Here is an 18610-nt window from a genome sequence, read left to right as displayed (position 1 = left end):
TTAAATGATTAGTCTTGCAGATTAATCCACACGCTTTTGACTTCTGTATAGTTGTTAAGGGCATATGATCCCATTTCTCTGCCAAGGCCTGACTGTTTATATCCGCCAAACGGGGAGGCGGCATCAAAGACATTATAGCAGTTGACCCAAATGGTTCCTGCTTCTAGGCGTGCAGCGATATCGTGAGCATGCTTTAAGTTTTCTGTCCAAAGTCCTGCCGCTAACCCATAGTCAGATTGATTGGCCCGTTCGACCACTTCATCAATGGAATCGTAAGGAATCGCAGATAGAACTGGACCGAAGATCTCTTCTTTTGCGATTGTCATTTCATCTTCTACATCTTTAAAGACAGTAGGGGAGACGAAATAGCCTGCTTCATAAGGGCAGTCACCACCGACTACGGCTGTTGCACCTTCTGACTTCCCTTTTTCAATATAACCTAACACACGTTCATGCTGCTCTTTACTCACTAGAGGCCCAATCTGGGTATCATGATGAAGACCAGCTCCTTGTTTTAATGATGTCGCATATTTAGCCATTTGATCGACGACTTCATCATATTGGCTCCGGTGCACAAAGACCCTTGATCCTGCACAGCACACTTGGCCTTGGTTAAACATCACGCCGTTTAATGCACCTGGAATGGCTTTCTTTAAATCGGCATCTGGTAAAATAATATTCGGCGATTTTCCGCCAAGCTCTAAAGTAACACGCTTGATGGATTTGGCTGCTTTCTCCATGATCAATTTCCCAACACTTGTTGATCCAGTGAAAGCCAGCTTATTGACATCAGGGTGATCGGTTAATGCTTCACCGGCTGTTTCGCCGAATCCAGGAACGATGTTAATCACGCCTTCTGGGAATCCGGCTTTATCCACTAATTCAGCTAAATATAAAGCAGATAGTGGCGTTTGTTCGGCTGGCTTTAAAACGATGGTGCAGCCTGTTGCTAGTGCAGCACCCATTTTCCACATGGCCATGAGCAGCGGGAAGTTCCAAGGAATGATTTGTCCCACAACGCCCACAGGCTCATGGCGGGTATAATTAAAATATCCCTGACTGACAGGAAGGGTTTGTCCAGTCATTTTTGTGGTCCACCCTGCATAATAGCGCATGTGCTCAATGGCAAGAGGGATATCCGCATTGGTTGTTTCATTAATTGGTTTTCCATTATCAAGTGTTTCAAGCTGAGCCAGTTCTTCTTGGTGTTCTTCCATTAAATCTGCCAGCTTAAACATCAAGCGGGCACGTTCGGCTGCAGACATAGAACGCCAAGGTCCATGGAACGCCTTTTTAGCAGCTTTTACTGCCTCATCAATGTCGGCTGCACCTGCTTCATATACATCAATAAGGGTTTCTCCTGTGGCAGGGTTAGGCGTAGAGAATGTTTTGTTATCATGACTTGTGACAAACTGACCGTTAATGTAGAGTTTTTTCGTCCCTTGGAGAAAAGATTCGAGTTTTGAACTGATTTGAAGTGTTGTAGAGCTCATAAATAAACAAACCTCCTTAAAGATATGGGTTGTTCTGCGAGTTCTAGGTGGAAAAAGTGAACATGAAGCCATTTGTATACGCACACGCATGTAAACGTATACATTTATCATATTACACGACATCTTTGAAAGCAATCGATAACACTCATTGCATTTCACGAAAAATTGGCTACAATAAATGTATAGATGAAAAAAGGAGTTTTTAAATCATGATCCATCAAAACTGGCAAACGGCTGAAACGGTAAAACAAGTAAAATGTGTACATACAAATGCGAAAAAATATATGGTTGACCGGGCATTAACGGTTGGACACACATATGATGTGAAAAATGAAACAGAGGAATTTCTCTTTGTTGTTGATAATACGGGTAAAGTAGGCGGGTACTACAAAGAGTATTTCGAAGACAATTCTGCTGAATGATTTTGATGGTCATCACTCATACTAAGAAAAACAGTAAAGGGTGATGATGATGAAAAAGCAGCAGCAAGAAGAGCAGAAACATCAAAATGCTTGGCATGACAATGAAGATGCTGATATGGCGATGACACTTGAGCAAATTTCTGACGTGTATGCCGAAGGAACGATTGATACCCCGAAAGATGAATAGTCATTTAAAACAGTGATTTTACATAATCACTGTTTTTTTATGGTCTCATAACGAATGATTTCTTGAAAAAAACTGAAACTTTTTTCCTGCTTTAACAGTCTAAATAAGTAGAGGAAAGAGCATCGGATCAAAAAGAAAAAGTTAAATGAAATTTAATCTATTCGTAATGGAATAACGACGATTTATAGCGTATTCTATAAGTGAGAATAAAACGTACCCACAGAGCCGTGTGGCCGTTTTGTCATAAAGGAATTTGATGCAGGAAGAGGGGGTTTACGTGGGTATTTTTTCTGTCAGTAAACAAAATGATCATAAAAAATTCGAATCCTTATTAATTGAAGGAGAAAGAATTGAGGCTGTTTACAGACTGCGTCACGACCAAATTTGTTTTACCAATAAACGACTGATCTTTGGCGATAACCGCGTATTTTCTAAAAAGAAAGTCAGGGTCTCCTTGCCGTATCGATCAATTGAAAGTTTTGCCATTCAAGAAGCTGGCGTGTTTGATCAGGACACTGGTATGCTGCTTGTTACAAGCTCAAAAGTATTTGAACTCGATTTTTCTAAAGATACAGATTTGAGTGACGTGCAGGCCATTTTAACAAAACATCTTTGCTGATCAACGATGCGATTACATAGATCACATGCACTTTTCTCATTCTTTGTTCTTATTTTTATCTATCGCATATCCCTTGAGCTTTTCCCATCACAGTGGGGAAGGCTTTTTTCTATTCGTGTGTTTGAATCACATCAAAAAAGGATAAAGATGAAACAGATACAGAAAGGAGAATGAACAATGAAAGTATTAGTTGCTGGAGCAAACGGACATACAGGGAGACTTGTCATTCGATATTTAAAAGAAAAAGGACATGAGCCGCTTGCTCTCATTCGAGATGAAAAACAAGCAGATGCACTAAAAGAACTTGGTGCAGCGCCTGTCATCGGTGATCTTGAAAAGGATGTGACAGATGCTGTGAAGCAAGCAGAAGCTGTCATCTTTGCAGCTGGTTCAGGCTCAAAAACAGGTGCAGATAAAACCATCGCTGTTGATCAAGAGGGGGCAAAACGCCTCGTTGATACAGCCAAAAAAGAAAATATTCAGCATTTTGTGATGCTGAGTTCTTATAATGCCGACGATCCTCATCAAGGAAAAGGACAAGGCAGTATGGAGATTTATTATGAAGCGAAAAGAAAAGCCGATGAACATTTAAAACAGTCTGGTCTTTCTTACACCATTGTGCGGCCAGGAGCACTGCTGCATGAGGAGAAGACAGGGAAAATAGAAGCGGCGGCTCATATTCCAGACGATCGTGACATTGAGATTTCAAGAGAAGATGTAGCCACTGTCTTAGTGGAAAGCTTAACGGAATCCAATGTGAAAAATAAAGCCTTTGACTTAATCAAAGGTGATACACCAGTAGAAGAAGCACTTCGTAATCTTTAAATGAAGAAAGCTGCTGCCAAAGGCGGCGGCTTTTTTGATGTTTTCATTTCGCATGGAGCGGGAAGGTAAAGAGAAAGGAGTGATTGACCGTGAGCTTAACGAAAGAGCAAAAAGCTGATTTATATGAAAGACTTATTCAATTAAAAGAAGATGTGAAAGGATCAAAAAAGAAAGAAGAATCCATGCTGGTCGAATCGAATGAGATTTCAAATGGTGTTGGAAACCATATCGCAGATCACGGAAGCATCTATTTAGATCGCATGACCGAACAGACGCTGGATCAAGTCGACGATCAGCTCGAAGGTGAAATTGATGCGGCGCTTAAGCGGATGGAAGACGGAACATATGGAATTTGTGAAAAAACAGGAAAAGACATTCCATATGAACGTTTGAAAGCAGTACCCTATACTCGTTATTCAATTGATGCAAAGAAAAATGAAGAAACCAATCAAGATCCAAATGAATTTGACCGTTCGTTCTCTGAGCAAATGCGTGATTTAACAAATAGTGAAACAATGGATCAATTACATTCAGATACGTATGAAAGGCTAGAAGAAGAGCAAGATGTTGATGTAGATGAGGAAAAATAACATGATGAGAGGAATTTATGTTTTCTCACCATAATGTTTTCCCACGTCTACATGGACAAAAATCTTGTATATATGAGTATTTTTTTAGAAAAAACATATCTTGAAATTTAATAAACTTTCGTGTAGTATAGTTTAAAGGCTGCGATGCGCGTAATGTTAATTAAGTTTTAACCTTTAAGCTGTAATAGGGAGTTTTATATTGAAGCCGGAATGTCACGCCTCCTTCGAGAGGAAGACAGGAACGTTTCTGCAAACACCCACTTTGAGGAGTGGTGGTTTAAAACTTTCTTACTTAGATTACGGCATCCGCAGCTTTTCCTAGGATGATTCAAGCCATTTTCCATTTTTGGAAAATGGCTTTTTATTTTGTCCAAAATACGATTTTGAACAGACCGAATGTGGATGTACAAATGTATGTTAAAATAGACAAAACAAACGACGGAGAGGGAATTGGATGTTACAACAAGCAGAAGCACTTCTTAAACAATATTATGGCTTTGATGCTTTTAGACAAGGACAAAAACAAGCCATTGAATCGATTGTGAATAAACGGAAGGATACGGTCTGCATTATGCCGACAGGCGGAGGGAAATCGGTTTGCTACCAGATTCCTGCCCTTATGATGGAAGGAACGACAATCGTTGTATCTCCGCTAATTTCTTTAATGAAAGATCAGGTTGATGCGTTAAATGAGATGGGAATACGATCGTCCTTTTTAAATAGTACACTTTCAGCAGGTGAAATGAATACAAGGCTGAAAAAATGTGAACAGGGGGAGTATGATTTGCTTTATATCACCCCTGAACGCTTACAAAATGAACGTTTTTTTCAGCTGCTTGATCGATTGACGATTCCTTTAATGGCTATTGATGAAGCGCACTGTATATCTGAGTGGGGACATGATTTTAGACCGAGCTATCGCTTTATACAAGAATGTGTAAACAAGCTTTTAAAAAGGCCTGTTATTGTAGCATTAACAGCCACTGCTACAAAGAAGGTCCAACAGGATATATGTGAGCAACTTGGCATGGACGAAGAAGAAACAATCTTTACTGGTTTTGCTAGAGAAAATTTGTCTTTTCAAGTGGTGAAAGGGCAAAACAGCGACCAATTCATCACACAATATATGAAGAAAAACAGTCTTGAGTCAGGCATTATTTATACAGCCACACGAAAAGAAGCAGATCAAATTTATCATCGTCTAAAAAAGCAAAAGATCAAAGCGGGTGTTTATCACGGAGGATTAGATGATGAAGTCAGAGAAGAACAGCAAAATCTTTTTTTAAATGATGATATTCAAGTAATGGTAGCTACATCTGCATTTGGTATGGGGATTAATAAGTCTAATGTACGTTTTGTCATTCATCATCAAATTCCAAGAGATATTGAAAGTTACTACCAAGAAGCAGGACGTGCCGGGAGAGACGGGCTTGAAAGTGAATGCATTTTACTGTTTTCACCGCAAGGCGTACGCGTGCAGCGCTTTCTCATTGAACAATCAACAGAAGATGAATTGCGGTATCAGCATGAATTGCTCAAGTTGAGACAAATGGTAGACTACTGTCATACGGAACAGTGCCTTCAGCAATTTGTGATGGATTACTTTGACCAATCATCAAGTGCCCCTTGTCAAAAATGCAGCAACTGTCTAGACGAGAGAGAGCGTGAAGACGTCACGAGAGAAGCACAAATGGTTTTGTCGTGTACCGTTAGAATGAACGAACGATTCGGAAAAATGATGATTGCTCAAGTATTAGCCGGCTCTAAAAACAAAAAAGTACTTGATTTTGGTTTCGACCGGCTTCCTACTTATGCTTTAATGAAACAGCATTCAGCCCAACATATCAGTGATTTCATTGAATTTTTAATTACGGAAGAGTATTTACACATGTCTGAAGGAGCTTTTCCAACACTAAAAGTGACACAAAAAGGAAAGAAAGTGCTAGTGGGGCAGGAGACCGTCTATAAAAAGCAGGCGATAAAGGCAGAGGCTATTCAAGAAAATGATGCATTATTTGAGCAGTTAAGAATGGTCAGAATGAAGTTGGCAAGAGAGCAGGGTGTTCCGCCATTTGTTGTCTTTTCTGATCAAACATTGAAGGAAATGTCAGCAGTAGAGCCTAAAACAGAAGAAGAACTTTTAAATATTAAAGGTGTCGGTGCACAAAAAAGAGAGAAATATGGAGATGTTTTTTTAGAAGAAATTCGTTTATTTATAGAAAAAGAGAAAAAATAAAGAGTTTGAAGAAGGAAAATAAATTTTTTTCGTTTCACTTGGACGCGTTTTCATCATGATGATTTCCATCCCTACAAAACCTTGATATGATGCGGAATTGAGCCATTTAGTGGGCTGATTTACCAATGGAGAGAGATGTTTCATGTAAAGGAACTGTAATCTAAAACATATCGTTTTGTTATTGAAATGACATTTACATATGTTACGATAGCACTCGTTAGCCGCCATAAAAAGCTAACAAGGGAGGATTTACTTTATGAAGAAGACTATTATGTCCTTGGTTGCTGTTGCAGCAATCTCAACAACAGCATTAGGAGCACAGCAAGCTTCTGCAAAGGAAATCACTGTACAGAAAGGTGATACACTTTGGGGAATCTCTCAAAAAAATGATGTGTCTCTAAAGGACCTAAAGGGTTGGAACAATTTATCTACAGACATGATCTATGTAGGAGATAAATTGACAATCTCTTCAAAAGAGAAAACTCAGGAGCAGTACAAAGTCCAGAAGGGGGACAGCCTCTGGAAAATCGCTCAAAAATTCAATGTGTCAATTAGCGATATTAAGTCTTGGAATAACTTAAACTCAGATATAATTATGATTGGTTCAACATTAAGTGTTGCTGGTCAAAGCTCAGCTCCGGTAAGCTCAGAACCTGTTCAAAAACAGGCACCTGTCCAAAAAGAGCAAACAACGAAAAAAGCTGCTCCTAAAAAGGAAACAGCTAAAGCAGAATCATCTTCTGCTAGTCAAAGTGTTCAAAAAGAAATGACTGTAACGGCTACGGCTTATACAGCAAATGATGGTGGCATCTCAGGTATCACTGCAACAGGGGTAAACTTAAACAAAAACCCAAATGCAAAAGTAATCGCAGTAGATCCTAATGTCATTCCATTAGGAAGTAAGGTTTATGTTGAAGGCTACGGTGAAGCCATCGCAGCAGATACTGGCGGCGCAATTAAAGGTAACAAAATTGATGTACACGTACCAAGCAAATCCCAAGCTAAAAATTGGGGCGTAAAATCAGTCAAAGTGAAAGTACTTAACTAGTAGTCTATTGTTTTTGGAAGAAAGCATCAGGTGGCGGCCTGATGCTTTTATTATACCTTTTTTTGGCCGGAAATACACATATTTTTCTGAAAAATTCGCATTTTCGACAAAAACCAGCGTATAAGTCCATCTCAACGCTGGTTTTTGTGTCGTTAGCTGTCCACCCAATAAATTTCTCCGCTTTGCTCTTTCCAATTAATTTGGACATCAAAATGGTGTTTTTCATAAAAATGAATCAGGCGGTCCACATGGTTCCAATCTCTTTTGACGAGATCCCCAGTAATGACTGGAATGTTTTGCTCTCTTGCGATTTCTTTTAAATGCTTCATACAGATGGATCCATAGCCATTATCAGGCGGGCCTTTAATATCGGCAATGTGAATCTTTCCTTCTTCAGGATATTCCGCAATCAAGGAAAAATCAGATTGTCCGCGAAAAGCTTTTTCACAATCGCTTAACATGATTTTGCACGTATCTGCATTCTCAATTGCAGAGACGATCATCCATTCATCTTCCTTCGCTTGATCAATGCCAATAATCTTTGCTTTTTTTGAAATATCTTTTATATTTTCTTGCATTCGATACATTTGGAACTGCAACTGCTGTAATTCTTGTTCTAATGTCTTCACATCTTTTGTTGTTTCCTGTAAGATTGACAAGTCTATTGCTCCTTTCATAGAAGAGTTGATAAAAACCACACAAATTCCCATTCTAAAGGAAGTGAGTGGATCTTTCAAGCCGCTAGAAGGCAGGCAATCGGCAAGTTTGTCTAAAATTCGACGAAGACAGCGAATTCATTGACTTTAGAGAGAAAGTTAAATAACATACTCTTAGTCGGAACTAATAAAGAGAGGTTTTCAAACATGAACGAACAGAATCAAAAACCGAAAAATTTCACCGGCATTGTTGTCTTTTTAACAATTGCCATAAACGGCTTAATTGCTTTATTATTTTTCATGCCAAAAACAGATAAATTTAGTCATCTGGATATTACATTTCTGCCGTTACTGAATGCCGTGATGAACAGTTTTACGTTTATCTTTTTACTTTCAGCGCTCATTATGATTAAACAAAAGAACATTAAAGCCCATAGACGATTTATCTTTGCGGCTTTTTCAACAACACTTGTCTTTTTAATTTCGTATGTGACGTATCATTCAATGGCAGCTGATACACACTTCGGGGGAGAAGGAATCATTCGTCCGATTTACTTCTTTATTCTCATCACACATATCGTCTTATCTGCCGTCATTGTACCGCTTGCACTGATCACTCTCTTTAGAGGCGCACAAATGCAAGTCGAACGTCATCGTAAAATTGCCAGATGGACCATGCCCCTTTGGCTCTATGTCAGTCTAACAGGTGTCATCGTATATATTATGATTTCTCCATACTACAGCTAACGTATGTCCATCTGGGCATACGTTCTTTTATTTACAAGATGAAGTGCTTTGGATAAAATGGGAATTGGGTATCCGACTTGCACGGTATCTTCCCACCTATAGAATCACATCATGTCTGGCCGTTTGCTCGTTTGGAGAACACAATTGAACGAAACGGGGGTTATATGATGACTGAACAATTGCAGTACAAACCGGGGCTTGAAGACATTGTGGCAAGCGAAACGTCAATTTCGTTCCTAGATGTCCAGCAAGAAGAAATTGTGATTCGCGGTTATGACCTCATCGAGCTGGCACAAAACAAGACGTACTTAGAAACAGCCTATCTGCTCATTTATGGAAGATTACCAGATGCAATGGAATATCACCAATTTCAGCAAGATATTTCCTCACAAACAAGCTTACATCCAACCATTCAAACCATTTTGACAAAACTGCCAAAAACCACTCACCCAATGGATGCCATGAGAACGTGTTTATCAGCTCTTGCAGGGTACGATGAACAATTGAATGATCGATCAGAAGCATGCCAACAAGCGCGTGCCGTTCGATTACTTGGCCAGCTGCCAGCGATTGTTGCGGGAAGCTATCATATTCTCACACAAGACACCACACCTACTCCAGACCAGACCAAATCCTACACTGAAAACTTTCTAGCGATGTTAACAGGCCGCACTCCGGCACAAGACGAAATCAAAGCATTTGACCAAACGCTCACGCTTTATAGTGAGCATGAGCTGCCGAATTCCACATTTGCAGCAAGAGTCATTGCATCTACTCATTCTGACATGTATGGTGCTTTTACTGGAGCGATTTCTTCATTAAAAGGTGACTTACACGGAGGCGCAAACGAAGCAGTCATGCACATGCTGCTCGAAGGCAAAACAACAGAAGGTTTCCTTGCGCTCATCGAACGTAAATTAGCCGCAAAAGAAAAAATGATGGGCTTTGGACACCGGGTATATATGAGAAAAATGGACCCAAGAGCGGCTCTTTTAAAACGATCATTGAAAACGCTTACCGAATCAAAAGGAGATACGACGCTTTATGACATGTGCGTCGCAGGCGAGGCATACATGAAAGAAAAGAAAAACCTCTATCCAAACCTTGATTATTACGCAGCACCTATTTATTACGTGCTCGGCATTCCTATTTCACTTTATACACCGATTTTCTTTGCTGCGAGAGCAAGCGGATTAGCAGCGCATGTCATCGAGCAGCATTCACACAATCGGATTTTTAGACCGAGAGTAAGATATTTAGGACCAAGAGGATTAAAAGTCTCAAATGATGATGGAAAAACGGGGGAATGAATATGAATAAAACAGCAGTAGCCAATCAAACAGATCAACTATTAGAAGATATCGCAGCCTATGCCGTGGATGGAGAAATTACGAGCAAAGAGGCCATTGAAACAGCTCGGTATGTACTCATGGATACACTCGGCTGCGGTATGCTGGCGCTCAACTTTCCAGAATGCACGAAGCATCTTGGACCAATCGTACCTGGAACTGTTGTGCCTAACGGAGCAAGAGTGCCCGGCACTTCATTTGTATTAGATCCTGTTCAAGCGGCTTTTAATATAGGATGTATGATCCGCTGGTTAGATTATAATGACACGTGGCTTGCACAGGAGTGGGGCCATCCCTCAGATAACCTGGGCGGGATATTGGCTGTAAGCGATTATATCAGCAGAACGAGGCTTGCAAACGGAGAAGAACCGCTTTCGATGAATGACGTACTGCATGCGATTGTAAAGGCACATGAAATACAAGGTGTGCTTGCTTTAGAAAATTGTTTGAATCGAAATGGCTTGGATCATGTTCTTTTTGTCAAGGTGGCATCAAGTGCAGTCGTTTGTGCAATGCTTGGCGGAACGAAAGAAGATGTGCAGCATGTGTTATCACAAGCATTTGTGGATAATTCACCACTTAGAACGTACCGGCATGCCCCGAACACAGGATCAAGGAAATCGTGGGCAGCAGGGGATGCCACAAGCCGTGCGGTGAGACTAGCGATGATGACATTGAAAGGAGAAATGGGCTATCAGACGCCCCTCAGTGCAGAAAAGTGGGGATTTGAAGATGTGTTAATGAAAGGAAAACCACTCACACTTGCCCAGCCGCTCGGGTCATATGTGATCGAAAATGTACTTTTTAAAATTGCCTATCCAGCAGAATTTCATGCGCAAACTGCCGCTGAGGCCGCTGTCATTCTACATGATGCGGTAAAAGACCGTTTAGATGAGATTGACAGAATTGAGATTACGACACATGAATCAGCCATTCGAATTATTGATAAAAAAGGACCGCTTTACAACCCGGCAGACCGTGACCATTGCTTGCAGTATATTACGGCCATTGGGTTAATCTATGGTGAGCTGACTGCTGATCATTATGAAGAAGAGACGGCGCAGAATCCGCTCATTGACCGTTTGCGTGATCAAATGATCGTCAAAGAAGATAAACGGTATACAGAAGACTATTTAGATCCGAAAAAGAGATCAATTGCAAACTGTGTTCAAATCTTCTTTAAAGACGGAACGATGACAGATCGAATTGAAATTGAATATCCGCTTGGTCATCGCAGAAGAAGGCAGGAAGGGGTCCCGCTGCTTGAAAAGAAATGGGTGTATCATTTGAAAACGAGATTTCCACAAAAACAAGTCGATCAAATTGTTTCACTTTGTCAAAATCCAAATCAGTTAAAAACAACGACAGTACCAGCATTTATGGATTTATTTGTCATATAAGGGGGAGCTAGTGTGTGGATCGTGAATGATGAAGTAAATCAAGCTGACTTAGCCGCAGCTTTTAAAGAGCAAATGCACAAATCCGCTTTATTTCAAATTCCAGGCGTTCATGATGGAATGTCTGCGCTCTATGCGAGGAAAATGGGATTTCAAGGGCTTTATTTATCGGGTGCCGCTTTTTGCGCAAGCAAAGGGCTTCCTGACCTCGGTATGATTCATTCCACTGAAATGGCAGAAAAGGCAAAGGAAATCATTCGAGCTTCTCAGTTGCCTCTTTTAGTTGATATGGATACTGGCTATGGCGGTGTATTAAATGCAGCCAGGGCAGCAAAAGAAATGGTGGAGAGCAAGGTAGCGGCTGTTCAAATTGAAGATCAGCAAATGCCGAAGAAATGCGGACATTTAAACGGAAAATCACTCGTTTCTGTAGAAGACATGATGGCGAAAATCAAAGCGATCAAACAAGCGGCACCTACACTTCTCGTCATCGCAAGAACGGATGCGAAGTCAGTAAACGGGATGGAGGATGTCATTCACCGGGCGAATCTCTATCTAGAAGCAGGAGCAGATGCCATTTTTCCTGAGGCGCTGATTACAGCAGAAGATTTCACGTATGCTTCAAACAATATAAAAGGGCCGCTCCTTGCAAACATGACGGAGTTTGGAAAAACACCTTATTATCATACAGACGAATTTTCTATGTTTGGCTTTCAAATGGTGATTTATCCAGTGTCATCCCTGAGAGTTGCTGCAAAAGCGTATGAGCGTTTATTTACAGAGATTAAGGAAAAGGGGACGCAGCAGGGGATGCTGGAGGACATGCAAACGAGAAAGGAGCTATATGAAACGATTCATTATGATGAATATGAAGAAATGGATCAGCATTTAGCCAAAACGATCCTGCCGGAAATCGGGAAAGAGCATTCATAAAATGAAAAGCACTTCCTAAACGGAAGTGCTTTTTTTACGATGATGGTGTGGATGATGAAGCCAATTTCATCTTTTCTTCAACTGTTTTCGTTTTTTCTTTTACTTTTTCAGCATAAGTGAAATCACCGTAGCAATACGGATAGCGGAAGTTATCTTTGTCGCCCCCGCATGTATAGACTTCAGGGTTTCGCTTCACTTGCTTTTTGGAGTATTGCTTTGCCAATTTTTCGGAATGTTTTCCCCCGTTTTTTGCAACAAAATCAATATAGCCGATTCCCATGTTATAGCTTTGAATAATGGTTTCCAAATCAACGCCTTTTTTCTTCCCATGCTTGTACATGGTCGAAAAATGATGGACTCCTTGTTTAATGCTTTTCTGAGGGTCATTGATTTCATTTCGTTTCAAACCAAGAGATTCAGAGGACTGCATTGGATCTCCGCCTCTGCCTTTTGATTCTTGATACATCATACCGAGAATTAACGCGGTATATTGATCTAAATCTTGATCTCTTAACTCTGTTTCTACAAGCGGTTTGTAATCATCCAGTCTCGACAAAACAATTGATTCCGTATCAATCGGCAGCTTTTTTAACTCCTTTTGATTAAAGGAAATGACAATGGCCGCTAATACGCAAACAAACAGAAAAATCGTGAAACAGCCTGAAATGGCAAAACATCCTGTTTTTTTCTTTTTCAAGGTCAGTTCACCCCTGTTTTGCCCCGCTTTTAAAAGGGAAGTACAGCCTTTATATTATGCCATATCCTGCACAGGATACCAAGTGAAAACCTTATATTCAATCATAGCCAAACGTAAATTCTGTTCTTGTTTTCAGTCTATAGCAGAAATAAACAAAACCGATCATGAGCCACACCATGCCGATGATTAATGCATTTGTACTGATGCTTGTTAAGAGCCAAATACAAAAAGCCGTTCCGCAAAGAGGGATGATGGCATACCTCAGTGTGTTTAATACACCTCTTTGTTTTTGTTTGATGAAATAGTAAGCGAAAACAGACAAGTTAACAAACGTAAATCCAATTAATGCCCCGAAGCTGATAAACGAGTAAATGACCTCAAGCTCACCAACAACTGCGGTTAACGAAAAAACACCAATTAATAAAATATTAAATACAGGCGTTTTCAATGTTGGGTGAATATAACCGAAGAAACGCTTTGGTAATGATTGATCTCTTCCCATCGCATACAAGAGTCTTGCGGCACTCGCATGTGATGATAGGGAGGAAGAGATGACAGCGACCATGGTGCCGGCTAAAAAGAATGAGTGGAGAAACGCGCCGCCCACAAATTCTGCAATTTCAAGTGATGCCGCATCTGGATGCTTGAACTGTTGAAAATTTGGAAACACCTGCTGTAAAAAATAAGAGGTGAGGGTAAACAGCACACCTCCAATAGCGACCGTTAAAAATATGGCGAGAGGAATCGTTCTTTTTGGTTTAATTGTTTCCTCAGACATGGTCGAAATCGCATCAAATCCTAGAAAAGAAAAACATAAAATCGTCGCGCCGGAAAAAATAAGGGCGGGATCTAAGCTCGCTGAATAAAAAGGACGGGTTGACAGTATCTCTCCCGTGCCTGCATGCTGCGTGAGCCCATAAATAATAAACCCAACAAATGTCACAGCGACAATCACCTGAAAGGTCACAAATAGCGCTGTAATGTTGGCTGTAAGACGTATACCGATCACATTGACAGTCGTTATGGCGATAGCAAGTATGATGATCCAAATGTAATGAGGTACATCAGGAAAGGCTGCGGTTAAATATGCACTTCCGATTGCAAAATTCACCATAGGCAAAAATAAATAGTCCAGCAATAGTGTCCAGCCTACAAGGAAACCGACGTGAGGATGAATACTTTTTTGCGCGTATGTATATGCAGATCCTGCTTTTGGAAAAGCCTTCACCATATTCCCATAGCTAAGCGCTGTCAATAGTAATGCCAGTAAAGTAAAGATATAAGCTGCAGCAACGTGTCCTTTCGTCAGCTGAGCAACAATGCCGTATGAATCAAATACGACAAGTGGGTCCATATAAGCAAGCCCGATCACAACAAGTGGAAAAACAGTCAGGCTGCGTTTTAGTCTTGGCTCTTCAGTCAATTTGCCTATCAGCTCCTCTAAAAAAATGAATAAATAATGCTCATTTTAAAAAGAATGCTACCACGTGTCAATGCTATTTGAATAAATCTTTTTTCAAAAGGTGTGGAAGCTTTGCATGCTACACGTTTTGGTATATGATGATACATAGAATAAGTCGTGAGTTGACTGACAAGAAAGGTGAAGCGAATTGAAGGAAGAACTGAATACAAATCAAGAACAGGAACGGATGGAGCTGGACGAAGAAAGTCTATTTCTTGTCTCCCAAACATTTAAAGCCTTATCTGATCCGACGCGTATTCGTATTCTGCATTTGCTGTCTCAAGGTGAACATTCAGTAAATGATATAGCAGAAACACTAAACCTTATGCAATCAACCGTATCTCATCAGCTGCGCTTTTTAAAAAATCTTCGTCTCGTGAAATCTAGACGAGCAGGGACCTCGATTTTTTACAGTCCTGAAGATCAGCATGTGATGGAAGTGCTTGAACAAATGATACACCATGCACAGCATGATTGAGAAAAAACCTTCCTACTTTTATATAGGAAGGTTTTTTATGCATGATGTACTTGGGTTGATCGTTTATTTGCTTTCATCATTTGATAAGAAAACACAATATAGTAAGCCGCTAGAAGGAAAAAGCTGAGTATTGTCAGCGCATCATCGCTGACAATATGCTGATACAATTCAACGATATCCATTTTGGTGATCGCATGTGTTGTCAGATTGACCGATTTAAATGCAAGCCTAGATAAAAACAAACATAAAATAAAGCTTTCAATCCATTTACTTGTTTTCATATACAGCCGGCCATTTTCTAATTTCATCTGAATCGTCTGATAGGCGTGAACGGCGAGACTGCTCCCGAAGATCATGCCAATGACGGCATAGATAAAAATACTGTGATTTTGCCATCCTTCTGATAAGAGAATAAGGGCAGTCAGACTAAATACATACATTCTCATGAAAAGATTTACCGGGCGCACAAGCTGATAGCGTCTCATTCGATTCATTCGAATGATGATCCAGACGAGCATGACGATCCCGATCATGAACAACTGCCATACGTAATGTGTCATGATGCAACCTCCTCCTGCACAGGCAGGGATGTAAACGAATGCTGGCTGTTACTTATCATTACCATTCTTTCTTTTTTTATCAAATCAAAACCTATATTTATGAAAAAGAGGAAAAGTCATGAAAATTGATCGCATTTTGTCCATTGTGATGATACTGATTAGCAAACGGCAAGTACAGGCGAAAGACCTCGCTGAACTACATGAAGTGAGCGTAAGAACCATATACCGTGACATTGATACGATTAATCAAGCGGGGATTCCAGTTGTCACAAAACAAGGCGCAGGGGGTGGAATTTCACTCGTTGACGACTATCGTCTAGAGAAAAAATTATTCACCGATGATGATATTGAACTGATTTTAACAGCTCTTGAAAGCATTACGAGTGCATACACCTTTAAAGAAAGTGAACATGTACTAAAGAAAATGAAATCCCTGATTCCGTCTCAAAATGAAAAACAGCAACATGTATTTATTGATTTAAGCTCTTGGGGGAAAGACAGCTACTTAGAAAAGAAGCTCCAGCTCATTCATACCGCTGCCTCAGCGCATCAATATATCCAGTTCACCTACCGCAATGCAAAAGGCGAAACACTTCCTAGAAAAGTAGAGCCTTATACACTTGTCTTAAAAGGAAGACACTGGTATTTGTATGCGTATTGCTGCGTGAAAAAAGCGTTTCGCCTGTTTAAACTCAAAAGAATGTCAGACCTTATCACGCATTCAGTATCCTTTCTTTCTAAACGAATAAAAAATGAAGAAAAGCCTTGGAATGATTCTTGGCACGAAGAACCTTCCGTCAGTACACTAACGCTCAGGTTGACTGAAGATTCTGTTGGTAAAGTGAAGGAATGGATAGATGAAAATGAATTCACCGTATGTGCAGATGGTACGTATCTTGCCACAATCACGTTGCCTCAGGATGATTGGTTATATAGCTTTCTTTTTTATTTAGGGCCAGATATCGAGATTGTCTCTCCGCCATCCGTTCGGGAAGCGTTTGATCTCAAGTTGAAACAATTTCAAAAACCAAAAGGAACTTGACACAATGTTGTCAGGTTTCTTTTTATATGATGGAAAAAAGGAGATGAGAATGTATGTACGATATCGTGATTTTACAGAAACAATGGATCAAGGGATTATCTGTTCGAACAACAAACGAAATGGAGCAAACAAACGAGCGGAAGATTGCACCGCTTTGGCAGCAATTTTTCACGCAGCAGCTTCGCGGAGGACATGCGCCAGTCATAGGGCTGTATTCAGATTATGAAAAGGATGAAAATGGTGCTTATTTGTTCACAGCGGGGCAATTGGTTGACCAGCAGCTAGCACAAGATGCAAAAGAGATTCCAGGCTCCACCTACGCAAGATTTCAAACGAGAAAGGGCCCGATTGAAGAGGTTGTGTTTGAAACATGGCAGCAGATTTGGAGTTGGGATCAGCGTTATTTGCGAACATATACTGGCGATTTTGAATGGTACGACGAACGATCGATTGATCCAAAAGAAGCGCAAATTGATATTTATATTGCTGTCGATGAAAAAATAGTTGCTAAAACTAATGATATTAGTTAATATAAAACTAACGACATTAGTTTTAGGGGGAAAACAAGATGAGATTGACAACATTTGACCGTTTGCACCAGCTTACATTAATGCCGCGTATTTTTCCGGTAAATTGTTATGTATTTGAGGAAGAGAATGAACTCATCTTAATTGATGCAGCTTTGAAAATGGCAGCAAGCTCGATAATTGAATTTGCACATCAATTAAACAAACCCATTAAAAAAATTATTCTGACTCATAGTCATATGGATCATATTGGCGCACTAGATGAAGTGAAAAAGGCTTTTCCAGAGGCAGTTGTTTATTTATCGAAACGAGATGCTCGCCTGTTTGCTGGCGATTTCTCTTTACTTCCTGGTGAGCCAGAGAAAAAAGTCAAAGGCAGTTTTTCAAAAGACATTCACACAAAACCAGACGTGCTTGTTGAAGAAGGGGACGAGATTGGGTCCCTGAAAGTCATTACCACACCAGGACATACACCAGGAAGCATCTCTTTATACGATGAAAAGTCAGGGGTTGTCATTGCGGGTGATGCAGTTGTGACAAAAGGCGGTTTATTTGTAACGGGTGAGTTTCGCTTCACCTTCCCATTCCCGGCTTTTGCCACTTGGGATGCAGAAACAGCACTAAAAAGCGCTGAAAAATTACTGGCACTTCCCTTGTCTTGTCTCGCAGCAGGGCATGGTGATCTCATCATAGAGCCTGAGGCAAAGCTCAGAGCCGCTATCGAAAAAAGGAAGCAGCAGCTACAAAAGGGGGGACAGTAAGCCATGTCTCCAAGAATGGGTATCACACAAGAAAAAATTGTTGAATCTGCCATCGAATTTGTCGATGAAGAGGGCTTTTCCGCTTTGACTATTGCTACATTGTCCAAACGGCTTAACATCAGACCACCATCTCTTTACAACCATATATCCGGTCTTCATGAAATACAGGCAGCTCTTGCTGTCAAGGGGCTGACAATGCTTTGTGAGGCCGGCAAACAAGTAACAGCGGGGCTGGAAAAAGAAGACGCTGTTTTAGCATTTGCAAGACAATATGTTCAATTTGTTCGTCAGCATCCCGGTCTTTATGAGGCTGCTTTTTCACATATGAATGAAAAAGAAGTCAGTGTGGCTGCAGAGAATCTTGCTGATTTTGTCCAATCCATCATGTCTCGTTTTGGTGTAAAAGAAGAGGACATGACGCATGTCGTCAGAGGGCTTAGAAGCTTACTGCACGGTTTTGGAGATATTTCAAACAAAAAAGGATTTCAACGGAAAGAACAGCTTGAAGATAGTGTGAGCTATGCGGTCCGTCTTTATATTGCAGGCATCAAAGAGCAAGAAGATCTGTCTTATTGACAGGT

General features: G+C 40.5%; 21 protein-coding genes and 1 other RNA gene. 17 read left to right on the top strand and 5 right to left on the bottom strand.

All coding sequences use genetic code 11. From position 1 onward, the window contains the following. Positions 1-8 precede the first annotated feature (8 nt). Positions 9-1493, bottom strand: coding sequence for an aldehyde dehydrogenase family protein (locus tag M2369_RS13020; RefSeq protein WP_019743300.1), 1485 nt, complete (start codon positions 1491-1493; stop codon positions 9-11). A 209-nt stretch (positions 1494-1702) separates the two neighbouring features. Between M2369_RS13020 and M2369_RS13015 the strand changes: the two genes are divergently transcribed. From M2369_RS13015 to M2369_RS12980, 8 genes are all read left to right on the top strand, one after another. Further along, positions 1703-1915, top strand: a complete 213-nt coding sequence (locus M2369_RS13015) for a DUF6501 family protein (protein ID WP_017367443.1) — start codon at positions 1703-1705, stop codon at positions 1913-1915. Positions 1916-1964: 49 nt separating this feature from the next. Beyond that, entirely contained in the window at positions 1965-2102 is a 138-nt protein-coding gene (locus M2369_RS13010) for a YozQ family protein (protein WP_072368424.1), read from the top strand. Positions 2103-2379: 277 nt separating this feature from the next. Then, positions 2380-2721, top strand: coding sequence for a PH domain-containing protein (locus M2369_RS13005; RefSeq protein WP_008346505.1), 342 nt, complete (start codon positions 2380-2382; stop codon positions 2719-2721). 177 nt (positions 2722-2898) lie between these two features. Continuing rightward, positions 2899-3546, top strand: a complete 648-nt coding sequence (locus M2369_RS13000) for an SDR family oxidoreductase (protein ID WP_017367442.1) — start codon at positions 2899-2901, stop codon at positions 3544-3546. 89 nt (positions 3547-3635) lie between these two features. After that, positions 3636-4136 carry a TraR/DksA family transcriptional regulator gene (locus tag M2369_RS12995; protein ID WP_058336746.1) on the top strand — a complete coding sequence of 167 codons (501 nt, stop codon included), beginning with the start codon at positions 3636-3638 and terminating at the stop codon, positions 4134-4136. Positions 4137-4269: 133 nt separating this feature from the next. Then, positions 4270-4455, top strand: a non-coding RNA gene (gene ssrS, locus M2369_RS12990) — 6S RNA. Positions 4456-4590: 135 nt separating this feature from the next. Then, complete coding sequence (gene recQ / locus M2369_RS12985) at positions 4591-6372, top strand: DNA helicase RecQ (protein ID WP_144679493.1); 1782 nt, start codon at positions 4591-4593, stop codon at positions 6370-6372. Positions 6373-6628: 256 nt separating this feature from the next. Further along, positions 6629-7420, top strand: coding sequence for a LysM peptidoglycan-binding and 3D domain-containing protein (locus tag M2369_RS12980; protein ID WP_007500712.1), 792 nt, complete (start codon positions 6629-6631; stop codon positions 7418-7420). 152 nt (positions 7421-7572) lie between these two features. Here the strand turns inward: M2369_RS12980 and M2369_RS12975 are convergent, their stop codons facing one another. Further along, entirely contained in the window at positions 7573-8079 is a 507-nt protein-coding gene (locus M2369_RS12975) for a GNAT family protein (protein ID WP_008346514.1), read from the bottom strand. Positions 8080-8283: 204 nt separating this feature from the next. Between M2369_RS12975 and M2369_RS12970 the strand changes: the two genes are divergently transcribed. The 4 genes from M2369_RS12970 (at position 8284) to prpB (ending at position 12502) form a co-directional block, all read left to right on the top strand. Further along, complete coding sequence (locus tag M2369_RS12970; protein ID WP_008346516.1) at positions 8284-8823, top strand: DUF420 domain-containing protein; 540 nt, start codon at positions 8284-8286, stop codon at positions 8821-8823. Positions 8824-8990: 167 nt separating this feature from the next. Then, a complete protein-coding gene (gene mmgD / locus M2369_RS12965) occupies positions 8991-10133 on the top strand; it encodes a citrate synthase (protein WP_025207495.1) in 1143 nt (380 codons plus the stop codon). 2 nt (positions 10134-10135) lie between these two features. After that, positions 10136-11572 carry a bifunctional 2-methylcitrate dehydratase/aconitate hydratase gene (locus M2369_RS12960; RefSeq protein ID WP_277518536.1) on the top strand — a complete coding sequence of 479 codons (1437 nt, stop codon included), beginning with the start codon at positions 10136-10138 and terminating at the stop codon, positions 11570-11572. A 12-nt stretch (positions 11573-11584) separates the two neighbouring features. Continuing rightward, positions 11585-12502 (top strand): methylisocitrate lyase, encoded by a 918-nt coding sequence (prpB, locus tag M2369_RS12955; protein WP_058336748.1) that lies wholly within the window; start codon positions 11585-11587, stop codon positions 12500-12502. 34 nt (positions 12503-12536) lie between these two features. Here the strand turns inward: prpB and M2369_RS12950 are convergent, their stop codons facing one another. Together M2369_RS12950 and M2369_RS12945 are read right to left on the bottom strand one after the other, a co-directional pair. Next, entirely contained in the window at positions 12537-13199 is a 663-nt protein-coding gene (locus M2369_RS12950; RefSeq protein WP_017359484.1) for a lysozyme family protein, read from the bottom strand. Between the two features lie 97 nt (positions 13200-13296). Then, positions 13297-14622 carry an APC family permease gene (locus tag M2369_RS12945; RefSeq protein WP_017359483.1) on the bottom strand — a complete coding sequence of 442 codons (1326 nt, stop codon included), beginning with the start codon at positions 14620-14622 and terminating at the stop codon, positions 13297-13299. Positions 14623-14848: 226 nt separating this feature from the next. Here M2369_RS12945 and M2369_RS12940 point away from each other — a divergent pair, with 226 nt between their 5' ends. Next, the gene (locus M2369_RS12940) at positions 14849-15139 is read left to right on the top strand and encodes an ArsR/SmtB family transcription factor (RefSeq protein ID WP_135009778.1); all 291 of its coding nucleotides are present in this window, start codon (positions 14849-14851) and stop codon (positions 15137-15139) included. Between the two features lie 35 nt (positions 15140-15174). On the opposite strand, the gene M2369_RS12935 is transcribed toward M2369_RS12940, so the two are convergent. Beyond that, positions 15175-15699, bottom strand: a complete 525-nt coding sequence (locus tag M2369_RS12935) for a CcdC protein domain-containing protein (protein WP_135009157.1) — start codon at positions 15697-15699, stop codon at positions 15175-15177. Between the two features lie 118 nt (positions 15700-15817). Here M2369_RS12935 and M2369_RS12930 point away from each other — a divergent pair, with 118 nt between their 5' ends. Genes M2369_RS12930 through M2369_RS12915 form a run of 4 tightly spaced genes read left to right on the top strand, consistent with a single transcriptional unit; the run spans position 15818 to position 18605 of the window. Next, complete coding sequence (locus M2369_RS12930; protein WP_058336749.1) at positions 15818-16741, top strand: helix-turn-helix transcriptional regulator; 924 nt, start codon at positions 15818-15820, stop codon at positions 16739-16741. A 53-nt stretch (positions 16742-16794) separates the two neighbouring features. Next, the gene (locus M2369_RS12925) at positions 16795-17271 is read left to right on the top strand and encodes a GyrI-like domain-containing protein (protein ID WP_046526860.1); all 477 of its coding nucleotides are present in this window, start codon (positions 16795-16797) and stop codon (positions 17269-17271) included. 38 nt (positions 17272-17309) lie between these two features. Further along, the gene (locus M2369_RS12920; protein WP_259254506.1) at positions 17310-18029 is read left to right on the top strand and encodes an MBL fold metallo-hydrolase; all 720 of its coding nucleotides are present in this window, start codon (positions 17310-17312) and stop codon (positions 18027-18029) included. A gap of 3 nt (positions 18030-18032) precedes the next feature. Further along, positions 18033-18605, top strand: a complete 573-nt coding sequence (locus M2369_RS12915; protein WP_135009155.1) for a TetR/AcrR family transcriptional regulator — start codon at positions 18033-18035, stop codon at positions 18603-18605. Positions 18606-18610: the final 5 nt, after the last annotated feature.

The organism is Bacillus sp. JUb11 (assembly GCF_024807925.1).
GTDB lineage: Bacteria > Bacillota > Bacilli > Bacillales > Bacillaceae > Bacillus > Bacillus altitudinis.
The sequence above is the reverse complement of the archived record's forward strand: the minus strand, read 5'-3'. Positions and strand labels throughout refer to the sequence as shown.

Bases quoted from the DNA above. Each gene is read 5' to 3' on its own strand.
- M2369_RS12915 (WP_135009155.1), top strand. From the start codon at position 18,033: ATGTCTCCAAGAATGGGTATCACACAAGAAAAAATTGTTGAATCTGCC.
- M2369_RS12960 (WP_277518536.1), top strand. From the start codon at position 10,136: ATGAATAAAACAGCAGTAGCCAATCAAACAGATCAACTATTAGAAGAT.
- M2369_RS13000 (WP_017367442.1), top strand. From the start codon at position 2,899: ATGAAAGTATTAGTTGCTGGAGCAAACGGACATACAGGGAGACTTGTC.
- M2369_RS12940 (WP_135009778.1), top strand. From the start codon at position 14,849: ATGGAGCTGGACGAAGAAAGTCTATTTCTTGTCTCCCAAACATTTAAA.
- M2369_RS12925 (WP_046526860.1), top strand. From the start codon at position 16,795: ATGTACGATATCGTGATTTTACAGAAACAATGGATCAAGGGATTATCT.
- M2369_RS12980 (WP_007500712.1), top strand. From the start codon at position 6,629: ATGAAGAAGACTATTATGTCCTTGGTTGCTGTTGCAGCAATCTCAACA.
- M2369_RS12930 (WP_058336749.1), top strand. From the start codon at position 15,818: ATGAAAATTGATCGCATTTTGTCCATTGTGATGATACTGATTAGCAAA.
- M2369_RS12970 (WP_008346516.1), top strand. From the start codon at position 8,284: ATGAACGAACAGAATCAAAAACCGAAAAATTTCACCGGCATTGTTGTC.
- M2369_RS12935 (WP_135009157.1), bottom strand. From the start codon at position 15,699: ATGACACATTACGTATGGCAGTTGTTCATGATCGGGATCGTCATGCTC.
- mmgD (WP_025207495.1), top strand. From the start codon at position 8,991: ATGACTGAACAATTGCAGTACAAACCGGGGCTTGAAGACATTGTGGCA.
- M2369_RS13020 (WP_019743300.1), bottom strand. From the start codon at position 1,493: ATGAGCTCTACAACACTTCAAATCAGTTCAAAACTCGAATCTTTTCTC.
- M2369_RS13015 (WP_017367443.1), top strand. From the start codon at position 1,703: ATGATCCATCAAAACTGGCAAACGGCTGAAACGGTAAAACAAGTAAAA.
- recQ (WP_144679493.1), top strand. From the start codon at position 4,591: ATGTTACAACAAGCAGAAGCACTTCTTAAACAATATTATGGCTTTGAT.
- M2369_RS12920 (WP_259254506.1), top strand. From the start codon at position 17,310: ATGAGATTGACAACATTTGACCGTTTGCACCAGCTTACATTAATGCCG.
- M2369_RS13010 (WP_072368424.1), top strand. From the start codon at position 1,965: ATGAAAAAGCAGCAGCAAGAAGAGCAGAAACATCAAAATGCTTGGCAT.